This is a genomic window from Pseudomonas sp. NFIX10 (genome assembly GCF_900111955.1).
In the GTDB taxonomy this organism is placed as follows: Bacteria; Pseudomonadota; Gammaproteobacteria; order Pseudomonadales; family Pseudomonadaceae; genus Aquipseudomonas; species Aquipseudomonas fluorescens_AA.
On sequence record NZ_FOKH01000050.1, the window covers coordinates 1 to 20,320 of the forward strand.

A 20,320-nucleotide genomic window follows, 5' to 3' on the forward strand; every position below is an offset into this window, starting at 1 on the left:
CGAAACCTATTTAACTCGTTGAATCTCAAGGAGTTTTCCGTTTCGACTGCGCCGGAAGTGGGGCGAATTATAGACGTCCAGAATCTGCCGTCAACCCTTAATTACGCTTTTGTTGCAGAAGGGACTTTCCTACCCAGCAAACGCGGGATCCGGCGCATAACCGGCGGGACTCTGAGCATCAACAGTACGGCCCCGATAAAGGCGTATATCGACCACTCCTTCAAATCGGCCCGCACGATCCACAGCATATGCAGCAGCCCAAGCCCCAGAATCAGATACACCAGGCGATGCAATTTCTTCCAGCGCACGCCGAGTCGGCGCTGACTGTAGCGATTGGATGTGACCGCCAGCGCCAGCAAGCCGAGAAACCCAAGCGCCCCAACGATAATGTAAGGCCGCTTGCTCAGCTCGACGCCCAACTGCGACCAGTCGAACCCCAGTATGAACGCCGCATACCCGCTTAAATGCAGCACCACATAAGCAAAGCACCACAACCCCAACTGGCGCCGGACCGCAATCCACCCCGCCCACCCCGTCAATTTTTGCAACGGCGTCATGCTCAAGGTGATCAGCAGCAAAATCAGCGTCCCCAACCCGAGCCGATCCACCAGCACTTTGCCCGGGTCAGGGCCCAACGCATTCATCAAGGCTTCGTAAAGCCAGAGCAACGGCCAGACTGCCGCGGCGATGAAGACGCTCATTCGCCAGACTGGAAAACGCATCAGTAGTCCTTCCTCAGGTCCATCCCTGCATATAAAGAAGCGACTTCATCCTGATAGCCGTTGAACATCAGCGTATCGCGCACATTGGGACTGAACAGCCCACTCGGCAAACGACGTTCACGTGCCTGGGTCCAGCGCGGGTGATCGACCGTTGGATTGACGTTGGCATAAAAGCCGTACTCATCAGACGCAATGCTCTGCCAGGTGGTCTTTGGCTGCTCGCTCACCAGACTGATGCGCACAATGGACTTCACACTTTTGAAACCGTACTTCCACGGGACTACCAAGCGCAGCGGCGCGCCGTTCTGATTCGGCAACTCCCGCCCGTACATCCCAACCGCGAGGATGGCCAGCGGGTTCATCGCCTCGTCCAATCGCAAGCCTTCCACATACGGCCAGTCGATCAAGGCGAAACCGGAACGCTGCCCCGGCATGACCTTGGGGTCCTGCAAGGTTTCGAAGCGGATGTACTTGGCCTTGGAGGTCGGCTCGACCTGCTTGAGCAATGCCGAGATGGGAAAACCGATCCACGGAATGACCATCGACCAGGCTTCGACACAGCGCAGTCGATAAATCCGCTCTTCCAGCTGATAAGGCTTCATGAAGTCTTCCAACCCATAGCGCCCCGGCTTACCCACCTCCCCGTCCACGACCACGCTCCAAGGCTCGGTCTTCAAGGAGCCGGCATTGGCTGCCGGGTCCCCTTTGTCAGTCCCGAACTCATAGAAGTTGTTGTAATGGGTCGCATCCTTGAACGGTGTGATGGGCTCGTTCTTGACCGTGACCGCCTCCCACTGGACGGAAGGCAATTTCTCGGCAAACCAGGACGGCGCCTTGCCCGGCTCGACCTCGGCATAACGCGCCGCTTCGGCAGCGCTGGCCCAGCGCGGCAAGCTGCTCACGGCGAGACCCGCCATGGTTGCACCGAGCATCTGACGACGGGATAGGTAGAGGGATTCGGGCGTGACGTCCGATTCACGGCAGTCGGACGACTTGGGGATCTTGATCAGCATGACAACTCCGCAGTATTGGAGGGCAGATGCACCAATAGACTGCGGAGTATGGGGGAAATTACATTAAGGCAACGTTTAGCGTCGGCGAAGACGCAACAAATATTGCACCGGGCCGGAAGCGGCATAGGCGAGGAATACCAGCAGCAGGATACGCGGCGGATCACTGAACACCACCGCGAATACCAGCACCACCGCCAGAATCGCCACGAATGGCACACGGCCCTTCAGATCCAGCTCCTTGAAGCTGTTGTACTTGATGTTGCTGACCATCAGCATCCCGGCCGCGGCAACCAGCAGCGCTACCAGGAACGACATTTTCGAACCCTGGATGCCGTAGTCGCTGAATGCCCAGACCACACCGGCCACGACACCCGCCGCCGCCGGACTGGCCAGACCGATGAAGTAACGTTTGTCAGCCTTGCCAACCTGGGTGTTGAAACGAGCCAGGCGCAACGCCGCACCCGCCACATAGATGAAGGCAACCATCCAGCCGACCTTGCCCATGTCCCCCAGCGCCCAGCCGAACGCCAGCAAGGCGGGAGCCACGCCAAAAGCGACCATGTCGGACAGTGAATCGTACTCGGCGCCGAACGCGCTCTGGGTATTGGTCATGCGGGCGACGCGCCCGTCCAGGCCATCGAGCACCATGGCGACGAAGATGGCAATGGCGGCGAAGGCGAAGTAACGGCTCGCCCCTGCGCTATCACCGGCGCTCAAGGCAGCCTGGGCACTCATGGAGTTGATGATGGAATAGAAACCGGCGAACAGGTTCGCGGTGGTGAACAGGTTCGGCAGCAGATAGATGCCACGATGCCGGACCTTACGGCCTTCAGCGTCATGGCCTTCTTCGATGTGCTCATCGATGGGCAACAGGCTTTCGGCGTCAGGAGCCTGGCTTGGCTCGTCGGGACGTTCGCTCATGGGCAATACCTTGCAACGGTGTGAAAAAAATTCGACAGATGTCTGGGACGACGGTTCGGCCGCAAACGATGCAGCTTTATACCAGAAGCCATCGCCCAAACGAAAAAACGCGGCCAGGGCCGCGTTTTTCGACTCGAGTTCGCGACTTAGTTCTTGGCTTTGTCGACGATCTTGTTGGCGCTGATCCACGGCATCATCGAACGCAGTTGCTCACCGATGATTTCGATACCGTGCGCAGCGTTGTTGCGACGCTTGGCGGTCATCGAAGGATAGCCGGTGGCGCCTTCGCTGATGAACATCTTGGCGTATTCGCCGTCCTGGATACGTTTCAGGGCGTTGCGCATGGCCTGACGGGATTCGGCGTTGATCACTTCCGGACCGGTCACGTACTCGCCGTATTCGGCGTTGTTGGAGATCGAGTAGTTCATGTTGGCGATACCGCCTTCGTACATGAGGTCAACGATCAGCTTCAGTTCGTGCAGGCACTCGAAGTAAGCCATTTCTGGCGCGTAGCCCGCTTCGACCAGGGTTTCGAAACCGGCTTTCACCAGCTCGACGGTACCACCGCACAGAACGGCTTGTTCGCCGAACAGGTCGGTTTCGGTCTCGTCCTTGAAGGTGGTTTCGATGATGCCGGTACGACCGCCACCCACGCCAGCGGCGTAGGACAGGGCCACGTTCTTGGCGTTGCCCGAAGCATCCTGGTAGATCGCGATCAGGTCAGGGATACCGCCGCCTTTCACGAACTCGGAACGCACGGTGTGGCCCGGGGCCTTCGGCGCGATCATGATCACATCGAGGTCAGCACGCGGCACGACCTGGTTGTAATGGATCGAGAAACCGTGGGAGAAGGCCAGGGTCGCGCCCTTCTTGATGTTCGGTTCGATTTCGTCGCGATACAGGGCGCCCTGGAACTCGTCCGGAGTCAGGATCATGACCAGGTCGGCAGCGGCAACAGCGGAAGCCACGTCAGCCACTTTCAGGCCGTGGGCCTCGGCCTTGGCAACGGTGGCCGAGCCTTTACGCAGGCCGACAGTCACGTCAACGCCGGAATCTTTCAGGTTGCACGCCTGAGCGTGACCTTGGGAACCGTAGCCGATGATGGCGACTTTCTTGCCCTGGATGATCGACAGGTCGCAGTCTTTATCGTAGAAAACTTTCATGAATTTCCCCTATATCCGGCCGTTCAGGCCATTCGCTAATTTGGTTAGATGCTCAGTACTTTGTCGCCACGGGCAATCCCGGTGACGCCACTGCGTACGGTTTCCAGAATCGAGGCAGTGCCGATCGATTGAATGAAGCTGTCGAGCTTGTCGCTGGTACCGGTCAACTGAACGGTATAGACGCTGGCGCTGACATCGACGATCTGCCCACGATAAATATCGGTAGTACGTTTGATCTCGGCGCGCTGGGCGCCGGTGGCCTTGACCTTGACCAGCATCAGTTCACGCTCGATGTGAGCGCTTTCCGACAGGTCCACCAGCTTGACCACCTCGATCAGCTTGTTCAGGTTCTTGGTGATCTGCTCGATGATTTCATCGTGCCCCACGGTGGTCAGCGTCAGACGCGACAGGGTCGGGTCTTCGGTTGGCGCAACGGTCAGGCTTTCAATGTTGTAGTTGCGCTGCGAGAACAGGCCTACAACACGAGACAGCGCACCCGGTTCGTTTTCCAGAAGCAAGGAAATAATGTGTCGCATGATTAGGTACGCTCCGTCTTGCTCAGCCACATATCGCGCATGGAGCCGTCTTTGATCTGCATCGGGTAGACGTGCTCGCTGGTGTCGACCGCAATATCGATCACCACCAGGCGATCCTTCATGGCGAACGCTTCCTCCATCTTCGACTTCAAATCCTTCGATTCGGTGATGCGCACGCCAACGTGACCGTAGGCCTCCGCCAGCTTGACGAAATCAGGCAGCGATTCCATGTAGGAGTGCGAGTGGCGGCTGCCGTAGCTCATGTCCTGCCACTGGCGAACCATTCCCAACACACCGTTGTTCAGGATCACGATCTTCACCGGCAAACCGTACTGCAGGCAGGTGGACAGTTCCTGGATGTTCATCTGGATGCTGCCCTCGCCGGTGACGCAGGCGACGTCGGCATCCGGGAAGCTCAACTTGATCCCCATGGCCGCCGGGAAACCGAAGCCCATGGTGCCCAGGCCACCGGAGTTGATCCAGCGGTTGGGTTTGTCGAACTTGTAGTACTGCGCGGCGAACATCTGGTGCTGACCCACGTCGGAGGTCACAAAGGCATCGCCCTTGGTCACTTCGCACAGGGTTTCGATCACGGTCTGCGGCTTGATCACACTGCCGTCGCCCTTGTCATAAGGGAACAAGCCGCGATCGCCGCGCCATTCATCGACTTGCTTCCACCAGCTGGCCACGGACTCCTTGTTCGGAACCTCGCCGATTTCCTTGAGGATGGCGACCATTTCGGTCAGCACGCTCTCGACGGGACCGACAATCGGCACGTCTGCCTTGATGGTCTTGGAGATGGACGCCGGATCGATGTCGATATGGATGATCTTGGCGTTCGGGCAGAACTTCGCCGGGCCGTTGATCACACGGTCGTCGAAACGCGCGCCGACCGCCAGGATCACATCGGCGTGGTGCATCGCCAGGTTGGCGGTGTAGCTGCCGTGCATGCCGAGCATGCCGATGAACTGACGGTCGGTGCCTGGGAACGCACCCAGGCCCATCAGCGTATTGGTGACCGGCAGGTTGAGCATTTTTGCCAATTCAGTCAGCGGCGCGGAGCCACCGCCGAGGATCACGCCACCACCGGAGTACAACACAGGGCGCTTGGCCGCCAGCAGCATTTCGGCTGCCTTGCGGATCTGCCCGGAGTGACCACGGACCGCCGGACTGTAGGAACGCAGCTTGGCTTTTTTCGGGAAGATGTATTCGAACTTCTCGGCCGGGTTGGTCATGTCTTTCGGGACATCGACCACGACCGGGCCCGGACGACCGGATTCAGCCAGGTAGAAAGCCTTCTTCATGACTTCCGGGATTTCCGACGCGTGCTTGATCATGAAGCTGTGCTTCACGATCGGCCGGGAAATACCGATCATGTCGGTTTCCTGGAACGCATCGGTGCCCACCATGGTGCTGGGCACCTGGCCGGAGATGATCACCATCGGGATGGAGTCCATGTACGCGGTGGCGATACCGGTGATGGCGTTCGTGGCGCCAGGACCGGAAGTCACCAGGACCACGCCGGCCTTGCCGGTAGCACGGGCATAACCATCAGCCATATGGGTGGCCGCCTGCTCATGACGAACCAGGATGTGGGTCACTTCCGGTTCTTTGAACAGGGCATCGTAGACATGAAGAAGAGCACCACCAGGGTACCCGTAGATATATTTGACGCCTTCGTCACGCAAAAAGCGGACGAGCATCTCACCGCCAGATAAAAGCTCCACGTTGTTCACCTCTAAAACGCCAGAATACCGACCCACAAAAAGGGGACGGGTCTTAATAGGTTTACTTCTCGGCAGAGCATGAGCGACGGTGGTCGCCGACTACGTCAGCACTGACTGAGCAAGTATTGGGATCGTCCCAAGTGTTGCGGGCCTTTCCCACCCAGCGCGAGGTAACGCGTTGCGGGTGTAACAGGTCGGCGCGGATGTGCGCCTCATGATCTGCCGAGTGGGTCTGCTTCTGGCAGTCCCTCTACAGCGGACTTTGGATTCTTCTGTTTCGCCTCCTTCAAGTCAAGTCGTCTATGTGCTTTATTCGAAGTAAGCGCATGAGAACGCAAGAAAAAACCCTTAAACGGCAACTGTGTTAGCTTCAATTGCGCAACCCAAGACAAGGAAACAGCATGCGAATGATCTTCTTGACGGCCAGCCTGCTGGTTGGCCTGAGCCCGATATGCATGGCCGCTCAGGTCTACAAATGGGTGGATGCCCAAGGTGTCACCCACTTCGGATCCCAGCCGCCCCAGGACGCCGAGGCCACGACCGTGATCAAGTCCTCGCCATCCGTCGCCAAACCGCCCGCGCCTCCTTCCGGTGGCGTCATTGGCGACCAGAAGGCGATCGATAAAGAGGTCAAGAAACAGATTGCCGAGCAGGAAGCCCAGCTCAAGGCATTTTGCGAGCAGGCCAGGACCAACCTGGCGCAGCTACAGAACAACCCGCGGGTACGTGAAGACGTGGAAGGGGAAATGCGCCGCCTCAATGACGAAGAGCGGCGCCAGCGCATCGAGGAAACCCGCAAGCAGATCGATGAGCACTGCCAGTAGCGTGGGTCAGCCGACGTTGCTGATCATCTGATCGAACTGCGCCAACAGCCGCTGCAATTCCACGCCCTGCCCGGGTCGCTGGGCATAGACCATCTCGGCCATGGCCAGGATGCCCGAGGCGTTGGGCAGCGGCAGGTCGTTTTCCAGGATGGCTTTCATCCTGGGCAGGAAAATCCATTGCAACCACTGCTCGAAATCCAGGGTGTCGACCGCGAACGGCTCAACACTGGCCAGCGCCTCGGCCGAAGGCGATACCTCGCTCCACCAGCCCTGGACCCGCAGCTCCCGCTCAATCAGCAGCAACTGATCGGCGATTTGGGGAAAACGTCTATCCATCAGAGCGAAACCTTGGCCTTTTGACGGGCCAGCGCCGCGCCAGCGGAGTCGCCTTGTTTCTCACGGGCCTGGGCGATCAATTCCCACAGGCTGGCCTGAAGCGCCGGGCGACCACTGGAGAATGTCAGGCCACGGCGAGCCAGTTGTTCGGCTTGCGGCGCATCGCCCTGGGCCATGCGCACCTGGGCCAGGCGATAGAGCACCTGGGGTTCGCGCGGCGCTACACGCTGGGCACGCTCCAGGCTGGAGGACGCACCGTTGAGGTCACCGCCGGCCTGTTGCTGTTGCGCCGTGGTCAACAGGGCCAGCACCGGGCCGTCCAGTTGTTCATCGGCGGACAAACCACCTGAACTTGCCGACGGGACGCTGCTCGGCGTCGAAGGCATGCTGTAGCTGCCCTGATCGATCGGCGAAGTTTCGATAGGCCCTGGCGTGATCGGGCCCGGCGTGATCGGCGTGCTGCTGATCGGCGCCGAGGTTGTCGCACCACCGCCGGGCACCATCACGACGACACCGGTGTCGCCCTGCGGAATCGCCTGGACCTGGCCCTGCACCGGACGCTTCACCGTCGTTTGACGGAAACCGCCGTTGGCCGAAACCCGCTCGCTGTTGGACACAGCCGTGCCGGCGTCAACGACCGGAATCGAACCGCGTTGTACGGTAGAGCAACCACTGAGCAAAGCCACGGCCGTTACCGCTGGAATCAACCACTTGTTCACTTGAAACCCTCTTTGCTTAATTCATCCAGTCCTTGACCCAATCCATCACCGATTCGGCGGGATTCGTGCCGCCACAGGCTGCACCGGGTGGCGGTTCGCTGCCGCGAATATACGGCATCTGTACGGCGCCCGGACAATTGGCGTCGGAGCCTTGACCAGTACGCGAATCGACCCAAGCCTGAACGATGTTGTCCGGTTGCGGCATGTCCAGCGGCAGCGGGTCGGCCTTGCGCATGAAACTGGTCCAGACCTGCAACGCGCCAGTGGCACCGGTGAACGGGGTCTTGCCGTTGTCATCGCGTCCGAGCCAGACCACCGCCAACAAGTCCTGGCTGAAACCGGCGAACCAGCTGTCGCGCGAGTCGTTACTGGTCCCGGTCTTGCCCGCCAGGGTCAGGGTCCGGGGCAGCACGTTATAAACCGAACTGCCGGTGCCTTCACGCATGACCCGCTGCATCGCACTCTGGATCAGATAAATGGAGGCCGGATCGAAGCGCTGCTGGATCTGGAACGGATAACGCTTGAGCGGCTCGCCATCGGCGGTCAGCACGCTGCGGATCCCGCGCATCGGCGTATTGAAACCGCCGTTGGCCAGCGTCTGGTACATCGCCGCCACTTCTATCGGCGTCAGCCCACCCGCCCCCAGCAACATCGACGGGAAGGCCGGCAGTTCGCGGCTTACTCCTAGACGCGCGAGGGTCTTGAGTACATTCGGCACGCCGACTTCCAGCCCGAGGCGAGCCGTCGACAGGTTGTAGGAATGCGCCAACCCCTGATAGAGGAACACCGTGCCGTGGGAACGACGATCATAGTTCTGCGGTTTCCAGACCTGGCCATCCGCGCCCTTGACCGAGAACGCCTCGTCCGACAGCCAACTGGTCAGCGTGTACTGGCTCGGTTTCTCCAAGGCGGTGAGGTACACCGCCGGCTTGATCAGCGAGCCAATCGGACGCACCGCATCCAGGGCCCGGTTGAAGCCGGCGAAACTGGCCTGGCGACTGCCGATCATGGCTTGGACTTCGCCGGTTTCCGGGTTGGTCACCACCATGGCCGCTTCGACTTCGTCGGCGCCCTTGCGTCCGCCCAGCCGTTTGAAGGTGTCCTCGACCGAGGCTTCGGCCTTCATCTGCAGGATCGGGTCGAAACTGGTGAAGATGCGCAGGCCTTCTTCGGTCAAGTCTTCGTCTCGGTAGTCTTCCCGTAGCTGACGCTTGACCAGGTCCATGAAGCCGGGGAACGAACTGTCCGCCAGGCTGCCACGCTTGGTCACGCCCAACGGCATCTTTTTCGCGGCTTCGACTTGCTCGGCCGTCGCCACACCTTGTTGTTGCAGCAGGTCGAGCACCAGGTTGCGCCGCTCGAGGGCACGTTCCGGATTACGACGCGGGTTGTAGGAAGACGGCCCCTTGACCATGCCCACCAGCAACGCCACCTGATGCAGCTTGAGCTCGGACAGCGGCTGGCTGAAGAAGAACTGGCTGGCAAGGCCGAAACCGTGCACCGCCCGCTGGCCGTCCTGGCCGACGAAGACCTCGTTGAGGTACGCCTCCAGAATCTCCTGCTTGTCGTAGTGCAGCTCCAGCAACAGCGCCATCATGGCTTCGGTGAGCTTGCGAGTCAGGCTGCGCTCGTTGGTCAGGTAGAAGTTCTTGACCAACTGTTGGGTCAGGGTACTGCCGCCCTGGCGCATATGCCCCGAGGACGTGTTGACCCAGATAGCCCGGGCGATCGACTTGGGCGAGACGCCGAAGTGATGGTAGAAGTCGCGGTCTTCGACGGCAATCAGCGTGTCGAGCAGGAACGGCGGTACCTGGTCGATCTTGATCAGGATCCGGTCTTCGAGGTTCTTGGGGTACAGGCCACCAATGAGCAACGGCTCAAGACGCACCACCGACAGGCTCGCGTTGTTGGCGCCGGTGAGCGCAGCCACATAGTCACCGGAAAAACGCACCCGCACCGGTTGCGCCTGCTCCATGCCTTCATAGAACTGGAAACCACGGGTGTTGAGGTCGATGGTATTGCCGTTGACCGAGGCCGCACCCGGGCCATTGGCCACGCTTTCACGGCGATAACCCAAGGCATCGAGTTCGGTCAGGAAGTCGTCCTTGCTCAGCTTTTGTCCGACGAACAGCTCCAACGGCCGGGCATAGACCTTGGCCGGGATGGTCCAGCGCTTGCCGGAGAATTTCTCCTGGACCACGGCATCGAGATAGACCGCAAAACCGGCGAGCACGACGAGGCCCACCAGGCTGAGTTTAAGGGCCCACCCCAGCCAGGGCCGCAGGCGGCTGGCGGGTGGTTTCTTGGGGGTACGGGGGGATCGGGTACGAGTCATGGCGGCGGATTATACGCACTTTGCCGCGGTTCAACATGAGCCCGCCATGCGGTTTGCGTTAGCGCGGCTTGCCGCCATAATGACGGCCTTGAATTTTCCCAGACTCTGAAGGACCGCCCGTGAGCCAATCCCTGATCGCCGCCCTGCAAAACCCGGCCCTCTACCCGCATCCCGTCGAAGCGTTCCAGGTCATCGAAACCCACATTTCCTGGGTATTGCTCACCGGGCCATACGCCTACAAACTCAAAAAGCCGGTCAACTTCGGTTTCCTCGATTTCACCAGCCTCGAGGCGCGCCAGCATTTCTGCGGCGAAGAGTTGCGCCTGAACCAGCGCCTGACCCAAGACCTGTACCTGGACGTGCTGCCGATTACCGGTAGCGTCGAAGCCCCACAACTGGGTGGCGACGGTCCGGCCATCGAATACGCCCTGAAGATGCGTCAGTTCCCACAAAGCCAATTGCTCAGCACGTTGCAAGCCAACGGCGAACTGACCACCGCGCACATCGACGAGATGGCCGCCCAGATCGCCCAGTTCCACCTCTCCACGCCCAAGGTGCCCGCCGAAAACGCCGCCGGTACCCCGCAAAGCGTCATGGCGCCGGTGCTGCAGAACTTCGAACAGATCCGCCCGTTCCTCAACGACAAGGCCGATCTGCTGCAACTCGAAGCGTTGCAAGCCTGGGCCGAAAGCAGTTTCGAACGCCTCAAGCCGCTGCTCGCCCAGCGCAAGGCCGAAGGCTTCATCCGTGAATGCCACGGCGATATCCACCTGGGCAACGCCACCGTGATCGACGGCAAGGTGGTGATTTTCGACTGCATCGAGTTCAACGAACCGTTCCGTTTCACCGACGTCTACGCCGACACCGGCTTCCTGGCGATGGACCTGGAGGACCGTGGTCTCAAGTCCCTGGCGCGGCGTTTCGTCAGCCAGTACCTGGAACTGACCGGCGACTACCAGGGCCTGGAGCTGCTGAACTTCTATAAAGCCTACCGCGCCCTCGTCCGGGCAAAAGTCGCGCTGTTCAGCATGCCGGCCGAAGCCGATCCGGTGCAGCGCGCCACCACCCTGCGCCAATACCGCAACTACGCCAACTTGGCCGAAAGCTACAGCACCATTCCTTCGCCTTTCCTGGCCATCACCCACGGTGTTTCGGCCGTTGGCAAAAGCCACGTCGCGATGCGCCTGGTAGAGGCACTGGGCGCCATTCGCCTGCGTTCGGACGTGGAGCGCAAACGCCTCTTCGGCCAGCAACAGGTTCCCAACGATCCACAAGCCGGCATCTATAACAACGACGCCAGCAGCGCCACCTACGCCCGCCTGCATGAAGTCGCCGCGGGGATCCTGCGCGCCGGATTCCCGGTAGTGATCGACGCCACCTACCTCAAACACGATCAGCGCGACGCCGCGGCAAAAGTCGCCGAGGCCACGGGCGCTCCGTTCCTGATCCTCGACTGCGACGCGCCGCAAGCGGTCATCGAAAGCCGGCTGGCACAGCGCCAGGCCGACCAACAAGACCCCTCCGATGCGAACCTGGCAGTCATCGCCGCGCAACAGTCCAGCCGTGAAGCCCTGACCCCGGCGGAAATTCTCTGCAGCAAACGGGTCCAAACCAACGAAAGCGGTACGCTCGACATCGTGGTCGCGCAGATCCGCCAGCGCCTGCCAGGCCTCTAGATCACTATTTCGGCCGTGAAGCGATGTCCGGCTTCACGGCCGCCAAATAGTGGCACTATACTGGCGTCATAAAACCATCAGGTGATATGAAATGAGCCTTCCCAAACTTCTCGGTACCCCGCTTTATGCCTTGCTGCGCAAAGATGATATCGCCGGGTTCAACAGCGAACGCCCACAAGGTCCGGTCGACATGCGCGGCGGCGATTTTCGAGGCCTTGACCTGCGGGAACTGAACGCGGACGACGTTGACTTCAGCGACGCCTACTTCCGCTCCGCCGATTTGCGCGGCATCGATTTTCGCAAGTCGTCGCTGGAGGGCGCGAGCCTGGCCCATGCGCAGATATCCGGCGCCTACTTTCCGCCCGAACTGTCTGCGGATGAAATCCTGATGTCGATGAACTTCGGCACCCGGCTGCGCTACCGCACCCGCTGACAGTGCCTGAACCGGGCCGGCCGACGCGCGGCCCCGTCACGACCGAACGGACCTCCAGCGCCCCCGCTTGCGCTGGAGAATGCAGCCTTTTCCCTCCCCATCGTGCGTAATGCATTAGAAGCTTTTGCATCGAATCCCACCAAAGAATCACGCTTTTCCTACTGACCGCTACACTGCTCAGAAGCTTGCCCACCGCACCAGTCGGCCGTCGCAAGGAGGCTCGATGAATGATGAACTGCAACACCTGAAGAATCTGGGCAAGACATCGGCCCAGTGGCTGCACGCCGTGGGTATCCACAGTGCTTCCGATCTACGCCGGCTCGGGGCGGTGGACGCCTATCGCGCCGTGCGCACGCGCGGCTTCCGGGCGTCCAAGGTGTTGCTGTACGCCATTGAGGGTGCGTTGATGGATGTGCATTGGAATGACATCCCCGCTGAACGCAAGGAAGCCCTGAATAAACAGCTGGACGCCATTTCGACGCGTCACAAAGCCTGAGCCCCTTTCATTTGCAGTGCGAACTCTGGCCGCGAGGTTATTTCGACAAATCGCAAAAACAATGTTTGACATGGTAATGAGAATCGCTATGATTACCACATCCAGTCGCGAGACTGGCCGATATTTGAACAGCCCTTGGTTCGGACTTTCAGATATCTCCTCATCAGGCTAATCACGGTTATTTGACCCGGCTCTTGCCGGGTCTTTTTTTTTGCCTGCGATATCACTTACCGATGTGTTCGCGCATCTGCGCACAATAATCCTGGGGCGGCATGGCCGGGGTGTACCACACGTAGTCCGCCATGGCCGACGTCACGTCACTGCCCTCCTCGGCCAACATCAGGACAATCGGTGCCTCGCTGGCGCCGAGGTCCAACGCGTGCAGCGGCACGCCGAGATCTTTTCGCCCATGCCAGGCGCCCACGAACAACAATGCCGGTGCCGGCGCTTGCAGCAGGCGTTCGGCCATGCGCCGGTCACGCTGTTGCTGCACGGCCAGCATGGGTGGCATTTGCGACTCCGGCAGCAAACCGCAGTGGGATTCACGGATCTGTCCCAGCAACGCGTCCTTCACCGTGGCGGCATTGGCGCGAGCACCCATCAAGCTGGGCGCTTGTCGGTAGAAACGCTGGATCTCGGCGACGTCCAGATTGGCGGCCAGCAATGGATAGCGTTGGGCCAGGGCAAACTCGACGATGGGTCCGTACAGGCTCCAATCCCAGCCGGGGGACCAGGCCAACGCGTCGGGCAGGTCCTTGGGCAAGACGGGCAGCTGGCGGACCGAATCAACGCGTGGCTGTTGGGAGGGGGTGAGCATTTCCAGCAACAGGCTGCCCTGGGCCCGCTGGCCGGCCAAGGCCTGGAGCAGCCATTGCTGCAGCGCGTGATGATCGGGATTGTCGTGCCGCTCCCCCACTACCACCCGAGGCGCCTTTGCCAGGCGTTCGACCAGCGCCTGGGGCGTCACGGCCTGGCCGTTGTGCAAATCACGGATCCGTCCACCGAGCGGGGGCGGGGCGATGCTCTGGCACGCCGTCAGTACACTCAATGCCAGCATCAGGAGCAGGCGCACGTCCGTATCCTCCAGGGCGCCCTCAACGGGCGATGATCAATGGATGCCCGCGCTCCGGATGGTCTTGCACCAGCACGTCCAGGCCAAACACCGCCTTGAGCGGTTCCGGGCGCAGTACGTGCCGGGGCGTGTCCAGGGCCACCGGTCGACCGGACGCGAGCAGCAACAGGCGATCACAGTAACGCGCCGCCAGGTTCAGGTCATGCAGGATCACCAGCACGGCGGCGCCGCGACCGGCGAATTCACGCACCGCCTGGAGGATGGTGTGCTGATGCAGCGGATCGAGCATCGAGGTCGGCTCGTCCAGCAACAGGGTCTGCCCCGCTTCACCCGGCCACAACTGCGCCAACACCCGTGCCAGATGCACCCGCTGGCGTTCGCCGCCGGACAACGCCAGGTAACTGCGACCGTGCAGATGCGCGGCGTCTGCCGCTTGCAGCGCCGCGGCGACGATCTGCTCGTCGCGCAACCGACCACTCTGATGCGGCAGGCGCCCCATGCCGACGACTTCCTCGACGCGAAAGGCAAAATCCAGGGTCGAGGACTGTGGCAAGACCGCCAGGCGACGGGCGCGCTCGGCCCCCTGCCATTGGGCCAGTGGACGGTCTTCGAGCCAGACCTGCCCCTGGCTCGGCCGCAATTGGCCACACAGGCCCGCCAGCAAGGTACTTTTGCCCGCACCGTTGGGCCCGAGCACACCGAGCACTTCGCCGGGGTTGAGCAGCAGATCGATGTCCGCCAGCACGGTGTTGCGGCCACGCTGAATGTGCAGGTCCTGTGCTCGCAACATCAGGCGCGCCCTCGTACCAATAGATAGAGGAAAAACGGCGCGCCGATGAAGGCCGTGACGATGCCGATCGGCAATTCCGCAGGGGCCAGCGCCAAGCGTGCCACCAGGTCGGCGAGCAACAACAGGCTTGCCCCCGCCAGCACTGAAGCGGGCAGCAACACACGGTGGTCGGGGCCGGCCACCAGGCGCACCAGATGCGGCACCACCAGCCCGACGAAACCGATCATGCCCGCCGCCGCCACCGCCGCGCCAACCCCCAGGGCCGTACAAAACACCAGCTCACGCTTGAGGGCTTCGACGTTGACGCCCAAATGGGCTGCCTCGGACTCGCCCAGCAACAGCGCATTGAGCTCCCGGGCCCGGCGTGGCAGCCAGAGCGCCACGCCGGCACTGACCAGCAACAACGGCCACAACCTCGCGTAACTGGCGCCGTTGAGACTGCCCAGGTTCCAGAACGTCAGGGTGCGCAGGGTCGCGTCGTCCGCCAGGTAGGTGAACAGGCCGACGGCGGAACCGGACAGCGCGGTCAGGGCAATGCCCGCCAGGAGCATGGTCGCGACATGGGTCTGGCCATTGCGGCGGCCGAGGCGATAGACCAGCGCCGTAACGCCGAGCCCGCCAAGGAACGCACACAACGACAACACGTAAGGGCCGAAGGCTTCGGGCAACCCGCCCAGCGCCGAGCCACCGACAATGGCGAAGGCTGCGCCCAACGCCGCACCGCTGGACACGCCCACCAACCCCGGGTCTGCCAGCGGGTTACGGAACAGTCCCTGCATCGCCACACCGGACAACGCCAACACCCCGCCCACCGCCAAGCCCAGCAGGGTCCGCGGCAAACGGATCTGGCCGAGGATCAGTTCGGCCTGCTCCAGGCCATCGGCGGCCACCGGCAAGCCCAACAGGCGTAAAGCGGCGCGCAAGGTGTCCAGCAGCGGCAGGCTCACCGGCCCCAGGGCCAGAGACAGCCAGGTCGCCAGCAAACACAGCAGGCTCAGGCCGATAAATAAAGTACGTGGCTTGACCGACGAAGTCATGGCGCCGCGGCCGGCTCAGCCGGATAAAAGCCTGCCGTCAGTTTCACCAGGCTTTGCGGCAGCCGCGGGCTCAATCCGCCCACCAACAGCGTCGGGTCGAGCTCCATGACGCGCCCGTCCCTGGCGGCTCGGGTCGAGGAAAGGATCGGATTTTCCCTGAACAACGCCGCACGGGCTTCTTCACCACTCAAGGCTCGGTCGGCGAAGACCAGCACTTCAGGATTCAGGCTGGCCAGGGTTTCCACTGAAAAGGATTTATAGCCGCTGTGGGTCGCCAGGTTGTGACCGCCGGCCTGCTGTAACAGCCAATCGGCAGCCGTGCCCTTGCCAGCGACCAGCGGCTTGCCACCGGAACTGCCCACCAACAGTAATACGCCGGGAGCCTTTTGCTTGCGCTGGGCCTCGGTCACCCGGGCATGCTGCTGGGTAAGCTGTTCCTGATAACGGTCGAACAACCGTGTCGCCTCGGCCTGCGCCCCCAGCAATTGCCCCAGGTGCTGCAAATTGCCCTGCAGGGTCGGCAGGTCTGGCGTGGCCGAGAACAATTCGACCTTTACGCCGGCGCTGCGGATTTGCGCCAGCACAGGTGGCGGCCCCATTTCCTCGGTGCCCACCAGGATCTGCGGACGCAGGCTCAATATGCCCTCTGCGGACAATTGTCGCTGATAGCCAATGCTGGGCAGGGCCCGCAAGGATTCAGGATGCTGGCTGGTGGTGTCCACGCCCACCAGTTTCGACTCGCCCCCCAGTGCACTGATCCACTCCGACAAGGCACCGCCGGCGCTGACCCAACGCTGCGGCGACTCAGCCGCGCTGGCCCCCTGGTTGACCAACAGTGCGACACAGAGCGCAACAACGCGGATGTTCAGGCGCATCGGGCAGCTTCCTCAAAAGAAGTTTTTCGCAGGACCGGGCCGGGCCAAGTATCCTCGACCACCTGCGAAGGAGGCGCCATTTGATAATTGTTTTCATTTGACCGTCAAGGGTGGATCTTTTGCCACACGAAACCTATGGGAGCGAGCTTGCTCGCGATAGCGGCCTGTCAGTCACTGAGAGGTTGAATGTGCCGCCGTCATCGCGAGCAAGCTCGCTCCCACAGGGGCTCACTCCGACAGATATATAGAGACACACATGAAGTTTCTTTGTACCGCCGCCGAACTGCCCGACAACGGCAGTCGCGGTTTCGACCTCGATGGGCGCAAGGTGCTGGCCGTGCGACGCGCCGGTCAGGTGTATGCCTATCTCAACCGCTGCCCGCACCGGGGCGTGCCACTGGAATGGCAACCCGACCAGTTCCTCGACCCCAGCGCCAGCCTGATCCAGTGCGCCACTCACGGCGCGCTGTTCCTGATCGAGAGCGGTGAATGCGTGGCCGGCCCCTGCGCCGGTCAGTTCCTGACCGCGCTAGACAGCCGGGAGGACGAGCAAGGCATCTGGGTCGAACAGTAGCGGTTCGAGCAACACTGGCAACGCACGGTCCACCCACATCTGCTCGGGCGTCAACGTAACTCCGTAGGCCAACACTTCCACCCCCGCCGCCACCGCATCATGCAGGGCTGCGGCGTATACCGGATCGATCTCGTGGGCCGGGCGCACGGCCTCGATGCCACTCAGGTTCACGCAATACAGCTGCACCGCCCGCACACCTTCCCGGGCCAGGCAGGCGAGCTCCCTCAGGTGCTTGGCTCCGCGCAGCGTGACCGCATCGGGAAATGCCGCCACCTGGGTGCCATCGAAACCCAACGTGACACTTTTGACTTCGACCCAGGCCGAGCCTTGAGCGTAGTCCAGGCGAAAATCGATGCGGCTGTTTTCCACCCCATAAGCCACTTCACGCTTGAGCCCGGTGAACCCGTTCAGTTCACTGATGACCCCGGCGCGCAAGGCTTCTTCGACCAAGGCGTTGGCCCGTGCGGTATTGATGCAGGCCAGCCGCCCTTGAGGGGTTTCGCCGATTTCCCAGGTGCCGGGCAACTTGCGCTTGGGGTCGCTGGAGCGACTGAACCAGACGCGCGCGCCTTCAGCCATGCAGTTGAGCATCGAGCCGGTGTTGGGGCAGTGAATAGTGAGGAGTTCGCCGTGAACGGTCTCGATATCAGCGAGAAAACGCTTGTAACGTCGAATCAGACGACCTTCTTCCAACGCAGGGGAAAAACGCATCAGCCTTGCCAGCTCCGCAGTCCACGCTCGATTCGCGCCACCGCTTCCTGTAGCCGCGGCAAGCTCTGTGTGTAGGCGAACCGCACATGGTGGCTGGCCTGATGACGGCCGAAATCCAGCCCCGGGGTGAAGGCCACGTGTTCGGTTTCCAGGAAATGCTGGCAGAACGCAAAGGCATCGCCGCCGAAGGGGCTGATATCGGCATAGAGGTAAAACGCCCCTTGCGGCTCCACCGCGATACCGAAGCCCAACTCCCGCAAGGCCGGCAGCAGAAAGTCACGACGCAGCGCGAACTCGGCCCGCCGCTGTTCGAAGATTTCGATGGTGGCGGGCTCGAAACAGGCCAGGGCGGCGTACTGGGCCATGCTCGGCGCACTGATGTAGAGGTTCTGCGCAAGTTTTTCCAGCTCGCCGATGGCCGCCGAAGGGGCCACCAACCAGCCCAGCCGCCAGCCGGTCATACCGAAATATTTGGAAAAACTATTGAGGACAAAGGCGTCGTCGTCGACTTCCAGCACACTGGCGGCGTCGGTGCCATAGGTCAGGCCGTGATAGATCTCGTCCACCACCAGATGGCCATTGTGACCCTTGATGGCCTTGGACAACCCTGCCAGTTCGTCCCGGGTGAGAATCGTCCCGGTCGGGTTCGCTGGCGAGGCCACCAACGCACCGACGCTGTCCTGGTCCCAATGACGGTTCACCAGGTCCGGCGTCAATTGGTAGCGCACATCCGGCCCCACAGGCACCAATTGCGCCGCGCCTTCCACCAGGCGCAGGAAATGACGGTTGCACGGATAGCCGGGGTCGGCCAGCAGCCAATGCTTGCCCGGGTCCACCAGCAAGGCGCTGGTCAGCAGCAACGCGCCGGAGCCGCCTGGCGTGATCATGATGCGTCGAGGATCGATCTCTACCCCGTAGCGCTGGCCATAGAAACCCGAGATGGCTTCGCGCAGCTCGGGAATGCCACGGGCCGCGGTGTAGCGGGTCTTGCCCGCCGTCAGCGCGGCCTGGCCGGCCTGGATGATCGGTTCGGCGGTGGTGAAGTCCGGCTCGCCAATCTCCAGGTGGATGACGTCATGCCCGGCGGCTTGCAGTTCGTTGGCGCGCGCCAACAGCGCCATCACATGGAAAGGTTCGATGGCGCGGCTGCGCGCACTGTAGGGCTGAGCCATTGGCCTTCCTTCAGGGGAAAAAGAACCGATTCTACCCAACTCGGCAACAACTGCGGGAACGCGCGCGAGGCCAAAGCGGTCTGAGCCCTCGAATTGCAGGAAATGACTCCCGCGATTGGCCCAGGCTTGACTAGAATCAAGCATTGAGCAGGTTTAGATCCCCACCGAAGCGAACCCGGCCACGTTTTACAGACCCCGGCCGCCGCAGGCTCGACAACCGGGAGTAGCGCGGCCCGATTTGATCTGGTAAGTTCGCCCGCTTGCAGCCGCAGGGCCGGCAGGTGTCGGTGATGGAGCAATCCTGCGTAGTGGATTACAAGAGTAGAGGCGGTCCATTCATGCCCACCCAAGCAAAGCAAAATCAAAATCAGTCGCTCAGCGGGTTTGAGCCTTACGTCCCGCAAGCTGGCGAAGAGTATATGGGCGCCCCCATGCGCGCGCACTTCACCAAGATCCTGAACAAGTGGAAACAGGACTTGATGCAGGAAGTCGATCGCACCGTGGATCACATGAAAGACGAAGCGGCCAACTTCCCCGACCCGGCCGACCGTGCCAGTCAGGAAGAAGAGTTCAGCCTCGAACTGCGCGCCCGTGACCGTGAGCGCAAGCTCATCAAGAAAATCGACAAGACCCTGCAACTGATCGAGGACGAAGAGTACGGTTGGTGCGAGTCCTGCGGCATCGAGATCGGCATTCGTCGCCTGGAAGCCCGACCGACCGCCGACCTGTGCATCGACTGCAAGACCCTGGCGGAAATCAAGGAAAAACAGGTCGGCAAGTAATCGCCGGGGCTGTTATCGAAACGGAGCGTTCATACGCTCCGTTTTTTGTTTCCGATATTTTCTCCAAGCTTCGATGCCCCCTGTGGGAGATTCTATGGTGCAGGGCTACCCCCTAAATGCCTTTCGGTAAGTATTCGCTCTGATTCTTCAGCAGGGCGAATACCACTCGGGCAAGCTTGCGGGCCAGTGCTACTAATGCTTCGGTTGTGCTGAGTCCCCGGGCCCTTAGTGCCTCATAAAAACCCTTCCATGCCGCTGTGCGCCTCGCCGACATCGCGGCGTTATGCATCAATCGACGGGCCTCTGGGTCACCTCGCTTAGACAGGCAGCGGCGTCCCTTCTTTTTCCCTGAGTCCGATATACGCAGGTCTAGGCCCAGAAAAGCGATGAAGGCATCGGCATTTCT

General features: G+C 61.3%; 22 protein-coding genes. 6 read left to right on the top strand and 16 right to left on the bottom strand.

The genetic code is table 11. The annotated features are described in order from the left end of the window. Positions 1 to 101: 101 nt before the first annotated feature. The 6 genes from msrQ to BM321_RS28800 form a co-directional block, all read right to left on the bottom strand. A complete protein-coding gene (gene msrQ / locus BM321_RS28775; protein ID WP_092446389.1) occupies positions 102 to 722 on the bottom strand; it encodes a protein-methionine-sulfoxide reductase heme-binding subunit MsrQ in 621 nt (206 codons plus the stop codon). Next, positions 722 to 1,735, bottom strand: coding sequence for a protein-methionine-sulfoxide reductase catalytic subunit MsrP (gene msrP, locus BM321_RS28780; protein ID WP_092333698.1), 1,014 nt, complete (start codon positions 1,733 to 1,735; stop codon positions 722 to 724). The genes msrQ and msrP overlap by 1 nt, the downstream gene beginning before the upstream one ends. Positions 1,736 to 1,810: 75 nt before the next feature. Then, a complete protein-coding gene (pssA, locus tag BM321_RS28785) occupies positions 1,811 to 2,656 on the bottom strand; it encodes a CDP-diacylglycerol--serine O-phosphatidyltransferase (RefSeq protein WP_092172315.1) in 846 nt (281 codons plus the stop codon). A 146-nt stretch (positions 2,657 to 2,802) separates the two neighbouring features. Then, a complete protein-coding gene (ilvC, locus tag BM321_RS28790) occupies positions 2,803 to 3,819 on the bottom strand; it encodes a ketol-acid reductoisomerase (protein ID WP_024779611.1) in 1,017 nt (338 codons plus the stop codon). Between the two features lie 44 nt (positions 3,820 to 3,863). Further along, positions 3,864 to 4,355: an acetolactate synthase small subunit gene (ilvN, locus tag BM321_RS28795; protein ID WP_003205610.1), complete on the bottom strand. Its 492-nt coding sequence runs from the start codon at positions 4,353 to 4,355 to the stop codon at positions 3,864 to 3,866. A 2-nt stretch (positions 4,356 to 4,357) separates the two neighbouring features. Then, the gene (locus BM321_RS28800) at positions 4,358 to 6,082 is read right to left on the bottom strand and encodes an acetolactate synthase 3 large subunit (RefSeq protein ID WP_060743130.1); all 1,725 of its coding nucleotides are present in this window, start codon (positions 6,080 to 6,082) and stop codon (positions 4,358 to 4,360) included. 401 nt (positions 6,083 to 6,483) lie between these two features. Between BM321_RS28800 and BM321_RS28805 the strand changes: the two genes are divergently transcribed. Then, the gene (locus tag BM321_RS28805; protein WP_175459562.1) at positions 6,484 to 6,906 is read left to right on the top strand and encodes a DUF4124 domain-containing protein; all 423 of its coding nucleotides are present in this window, start codon (positions 6,484 to 6,486) and stop codon (positions 6,904 to 6,906) included. A 6-nt stretch (positions 6,907 to 6,912) separates the two neighbouring features. Here BM321_RS28805 and BM321_RS28810 read toward each other — a convergent pair whose 3' ends face one another. From BM321_RS28810 to mrcB, 3 genes are read right to left on the bottom strand one after another with little or no spacing between them, the layout of a single operon-like run. Continuing rightward, entirely contained in the window at positions 6,913 to 7,242 is a 330-nt protein-coding gene (locus tag BM321_RS28810) for a YqcC family protein (protein WP_092333700.1), read from the bottom strand. After that, positions 7,242 to 7,961 (bottom strand): tetratricopeptide repeat protein, encoded by a 720-nt coding sequence (locus BM321_RS28815; RefSeq protein ID WP_092333702.1) that lies wholly within the window; start codon positions 7,959 to 7,961, stop codon positions 7,242 to 7,244. Before BM321_RS28815 ends, BM321_RS28810 begins: the two co-directional genes overlap by 1 nt. Positions 7,962 to 7,977: 16 nt before the next feature. After that, on the bottom strand, positions 7,978 to 10,296 hold the full coding sequence (mrcB, locus tag BM321_RS28820) for a penicillin-binding protein 1B (RefSeq protein WP_092333704.1): 2,319 nt from the start codon (positions 10,294 to 10,296) through the stop codon (positions 7,978 to 7,980). 119 nt (positions 10,297 to 10,415) lie between these two features. Here mrcB and BM321_RS28825 point away from each other — a divergent pair, with 119 nt between their 5' ends. The 3 genes from BM321_RS28825 to BM321_RS28835 all read left to right on the top strand — a co-directional run bounded on the left by BM321_RS28825 (position 10,416) and on the right by BM321_RS28835 (position 12,901). Beyond that, positions 10,416 to 11,972, top strand: a complete 1,557-nt coding sequence (locus tag BM321_RS28825; RefSeq protein ID WP_092446391.1) for a bifunctional aminoglycoside phosphotransferase/ATP-binding protein — start codon at positions 10,416 to 10,418, stop codon at positions 11,970 to 11,972. 91 nt (positions 11,973 to 12,063) lie between these two features. After that, complete coding sequence (locus tag BM321_RS28830) at positions 12,064 to 12,405, top strand: pentapeptide repeat-containing protein (RefSeq protein WP_060740600.1); 342 nt, start codon at positions 12,064 to 12,066, stop codon at positions 12,403 to 12,405. 223 nt (positions 12,406 to 12,628) lie between these two features. Further along, positions 12,629 to 12,901, top strand: a complete 273-nt coding sequence (locus tag BM321_RS28835; RefSeq protein ID WP_003205623.1) for a TfoX/Sxy family protein — start codon at positions 12,629 to 12,631, stop codon at positions 12,899 to 12,901. A 223-nt stretch (positions 12,902 to 13,124) separates the two neighbouring features. Here the strand turns inward: BM321_RS28835 and BM321_RS28840 are convergent, their stop codons facing one another. The 4 genes from BM321_RS28840 to BM321_RS28855 are packed head-to-tail and all read right to left on the bottom strand — an operon-like array spanning position 13,125 to position 16,675. After that, on the bottom strand, positions 13,125 to 13,973 hold the full coding sequence (locus BM321_RS28840; protein WP_175534995.1) for a ChaN family lipoprotein: 849 nt from the start codon (positions 13,971 to 13,973) through the stop codon (positions 13,125 to 13,127). Positions 13,974 to 13,995: 22 nt separating this feature from the next. After that, positions 13,996 to 14,763: a heme ABC transporter ATP-binding protein gene (locus BM321_RS28845; RefSeq protein ID WP_092333712.1), complete on the bottom strand. Its 768-nt coding sequence runs from the start codon at positions 14,761 to 14,763 to the stop codon at positions 13,996 to 13,998. Then, entirely contained in the window at positions 14,763 to 15,746 is a 984-nt protein-coding gene (locus BM321_RS28850; protein WP_175534996.1) for a FecCD family ABC transporter permease, read from the bottom strand. Before BM321_RS28850 ends, BM321_RS28845 begins: the two co-directional genes overlap by 1 nt. 50 nt (positions 15,747 to 15,796) lie before the next feature. Next, entirely contained in the window at positions 15,797 to 16,675 is an 879-nt protein-coding gene (locus BM321_RS28855) for a heme/hemin ABC transporter substrate-binding protein (protein WP_092446397.1), read from the bottom strand. 256 nt (positions 16,676 to 16,931) lie between these two features. On the opposite strand from BM321_RS28855, the gene BM321_RS28860 reads away from it, so the two are divergent. After that, positions 16,932 to 17,249 (top strand): Rieske (2Fe-2S) protein, encoded by a 318-nt coding sequence (locus BM321_RS28860; protein ID WP_092446400.1) that lies wholly within the window; start codon positions 16,932 to 16,934, stop codon positions 17,247 to 17,249. On the opposite strand, the gene sfsA is transcribed toward BM321_RS28860, so the two are convergent. Together sfsA and BM321_RS28870 are read right to left on the bottom strand one after the other, a co-directional pair. Next, positions 17,205 to 17,960 carry a DNA/RNA nuclease SfsA gene (gene sfsA, locus BM321_RS28865; protein ID WP_092446402.1) on the bottom strand — a complete coding sequence of 252 codons (756 nt, stop codon included), beginning with the start codon at positions 17,958 to 17,960 and terminating at the stop codon, positions 17,205 to 17,207. The genes BM321_RS28860 and sfsA overlap by 45 nt on opposite strands. Next, positions 17,960 to 19,132 carry a pyridoxal phosphate-dependent aminotransferase gene (locus BM321_RS28870; protein ID WP_092446404.1) on the bottom strand — a complete coding sequence of 391 codons (1,173 nt, stop codon included), beginning with the start codon at positions 19,130 to 19,132 and terminating at the stop codon, positions 17,960 to 17,962. The genes sfsA and BM321_RS28870 overlap by 1 nt, the downstream gene beginning before the upstream one ends. 338 nt (positions 19,133 to 19,470) lie before the next feature. On the opposite strand from BM321_RS28870, the gene dksA reads away from it, so the two are divergent. Continuing rightward, a complete protein-coding gene (dksA, locus tag BM321_RS28875; protein ID WP_003205639.1) occupies positions 19,471 to 19,914 on the top strand; it encodes an RNA polymerase-binding protein DksA in 444 nt (147 codons plus the stop codon). Between the two features lie 112 nt (positions 19,915 to 20,026). On the opposite strand, the gene BM321_RS28880 is transcribed toward dksA, so the two are convergent. After that, on the bottom strand, positions 20,027 to 20,320 hold a 294-nt coding region (locus tag BM321_RS28880; protein ID WP_139230569.1), incomplete at its 5' end, for a transposase.

Excerpts from the sequence above, each read along its gene's own strand:
- msrQ (WP_092446389.1), bottom strand. The coding sequence starts at position 722 with ATGCGTTTTCCAGTCTGGCGAATGAGCGTCTTCATCGCCGCGGCAGTC.
- msrP (WP_092333698.1), bottom strand. The coding sequence starts at position 1,735 with ATGCTGATCAAGATCCCCAAGTCGTCCGACTGCCGTGAATCGGACGTC.
- pssA (WP_092172315.1), bottom strand. The coding sequence starts at position 2,656 with ATGAGCGAACGTCCCGACGAGCCAAGCCAGGCTCCTGACGCCGAAAGC.
- ilvC (WP_024779611.1), bottom strand. The coding sequence starts at position 3,819 with ATGAAAGTTTTCTACGATAAAGACTGCGACCTGTCGATCATCCAGGGC.
- ilvN (WP_003205610.1), bottom strand. The coding sequence starts at position 4,355 with ATGCGACACATTATTTCCTTGCTTCTGGAAAACGAACCGGGTGCGCTG.
- BM321_RS28805 (WP_175459562.1), top strand. The coding sequence starts at position 6,484 with ATGCGAATGATCTTCTTGACGGCCAGCCTGCTGGTTGGCCTGAGCCCG.
- BM321_RS28810 (WP_092333700.1), bottom strand. The coding sequence starts at position 7,242 with ATGGATAGACGTTTTCCCCAAATCGCCGATCAGTTGCTGCTGATTGAG.
- mrcB (WP_092333704.1), bottom strand. The coding sequence starts at position 10,296 with ATGACTCGTACCCGATCCCCCCGTACCCCCAAGAAACCACCCGCCAGC.
- BM321_RS28830 (WP_060740600.1), top strand. The coding sequence starts at position 12,064 with ATGAGCCTTCCCAAACTTCTCGGTACCCCGCTTTATGCCTTGCTGCGC.
- BM321_RS28835 (WP_003205623.1), top strand. The coding sequence starts at position 12,629 with ATGAATGATGAACTGCAACACCTGAAGAATCTGGGCAAGACATCGGCC.
- BM321_RS28845 (WP_092333712.1), bottom strand. The coding sequence starts at position 14,763 with ATGTTGCGAGCACAGGACCTGCACATTCAGCGTGGCCGCAACACCGTG.
- BM321_RS28855 (WP_092446397.1), bottom strand. The coding sequence starts at position 16,675 with ATGCGCCTGAACATCCGCGTTGTTGCGCTCTGTGTCGCACTGTTGGTC.
- BM321_RS28860 (WP_092446400.1), top strand. The coding sequence starts at position 16,932 with ATGAAGTTTCTTTGTACCGCCGCCGAACTGCCCGACAACGGCAGTCGC.
- sfsA (WP_092446402.1), bottom strand. The coding sequence starts at position 17,960 with ATGCGTTTTTCCCCTGCGTTGGAAGAAGGTCGTCTGATTCGACGTTAC.
- BM321_RS28870 (WP_092446404.1), bottom strand. The coding sequence starts at position 19,132 with ATGGCTCAGCCCTACAGTGCGCGCAGCCGCGCCATCGAACCTTTCCAT.
- dksA (WP_003205639.1), top strand. The coding sequence starts at position 19,471 with ATGCCCACCCAAGCAAAGCAAAATCAAAATCAGTCGCTCAGCGGGTTT.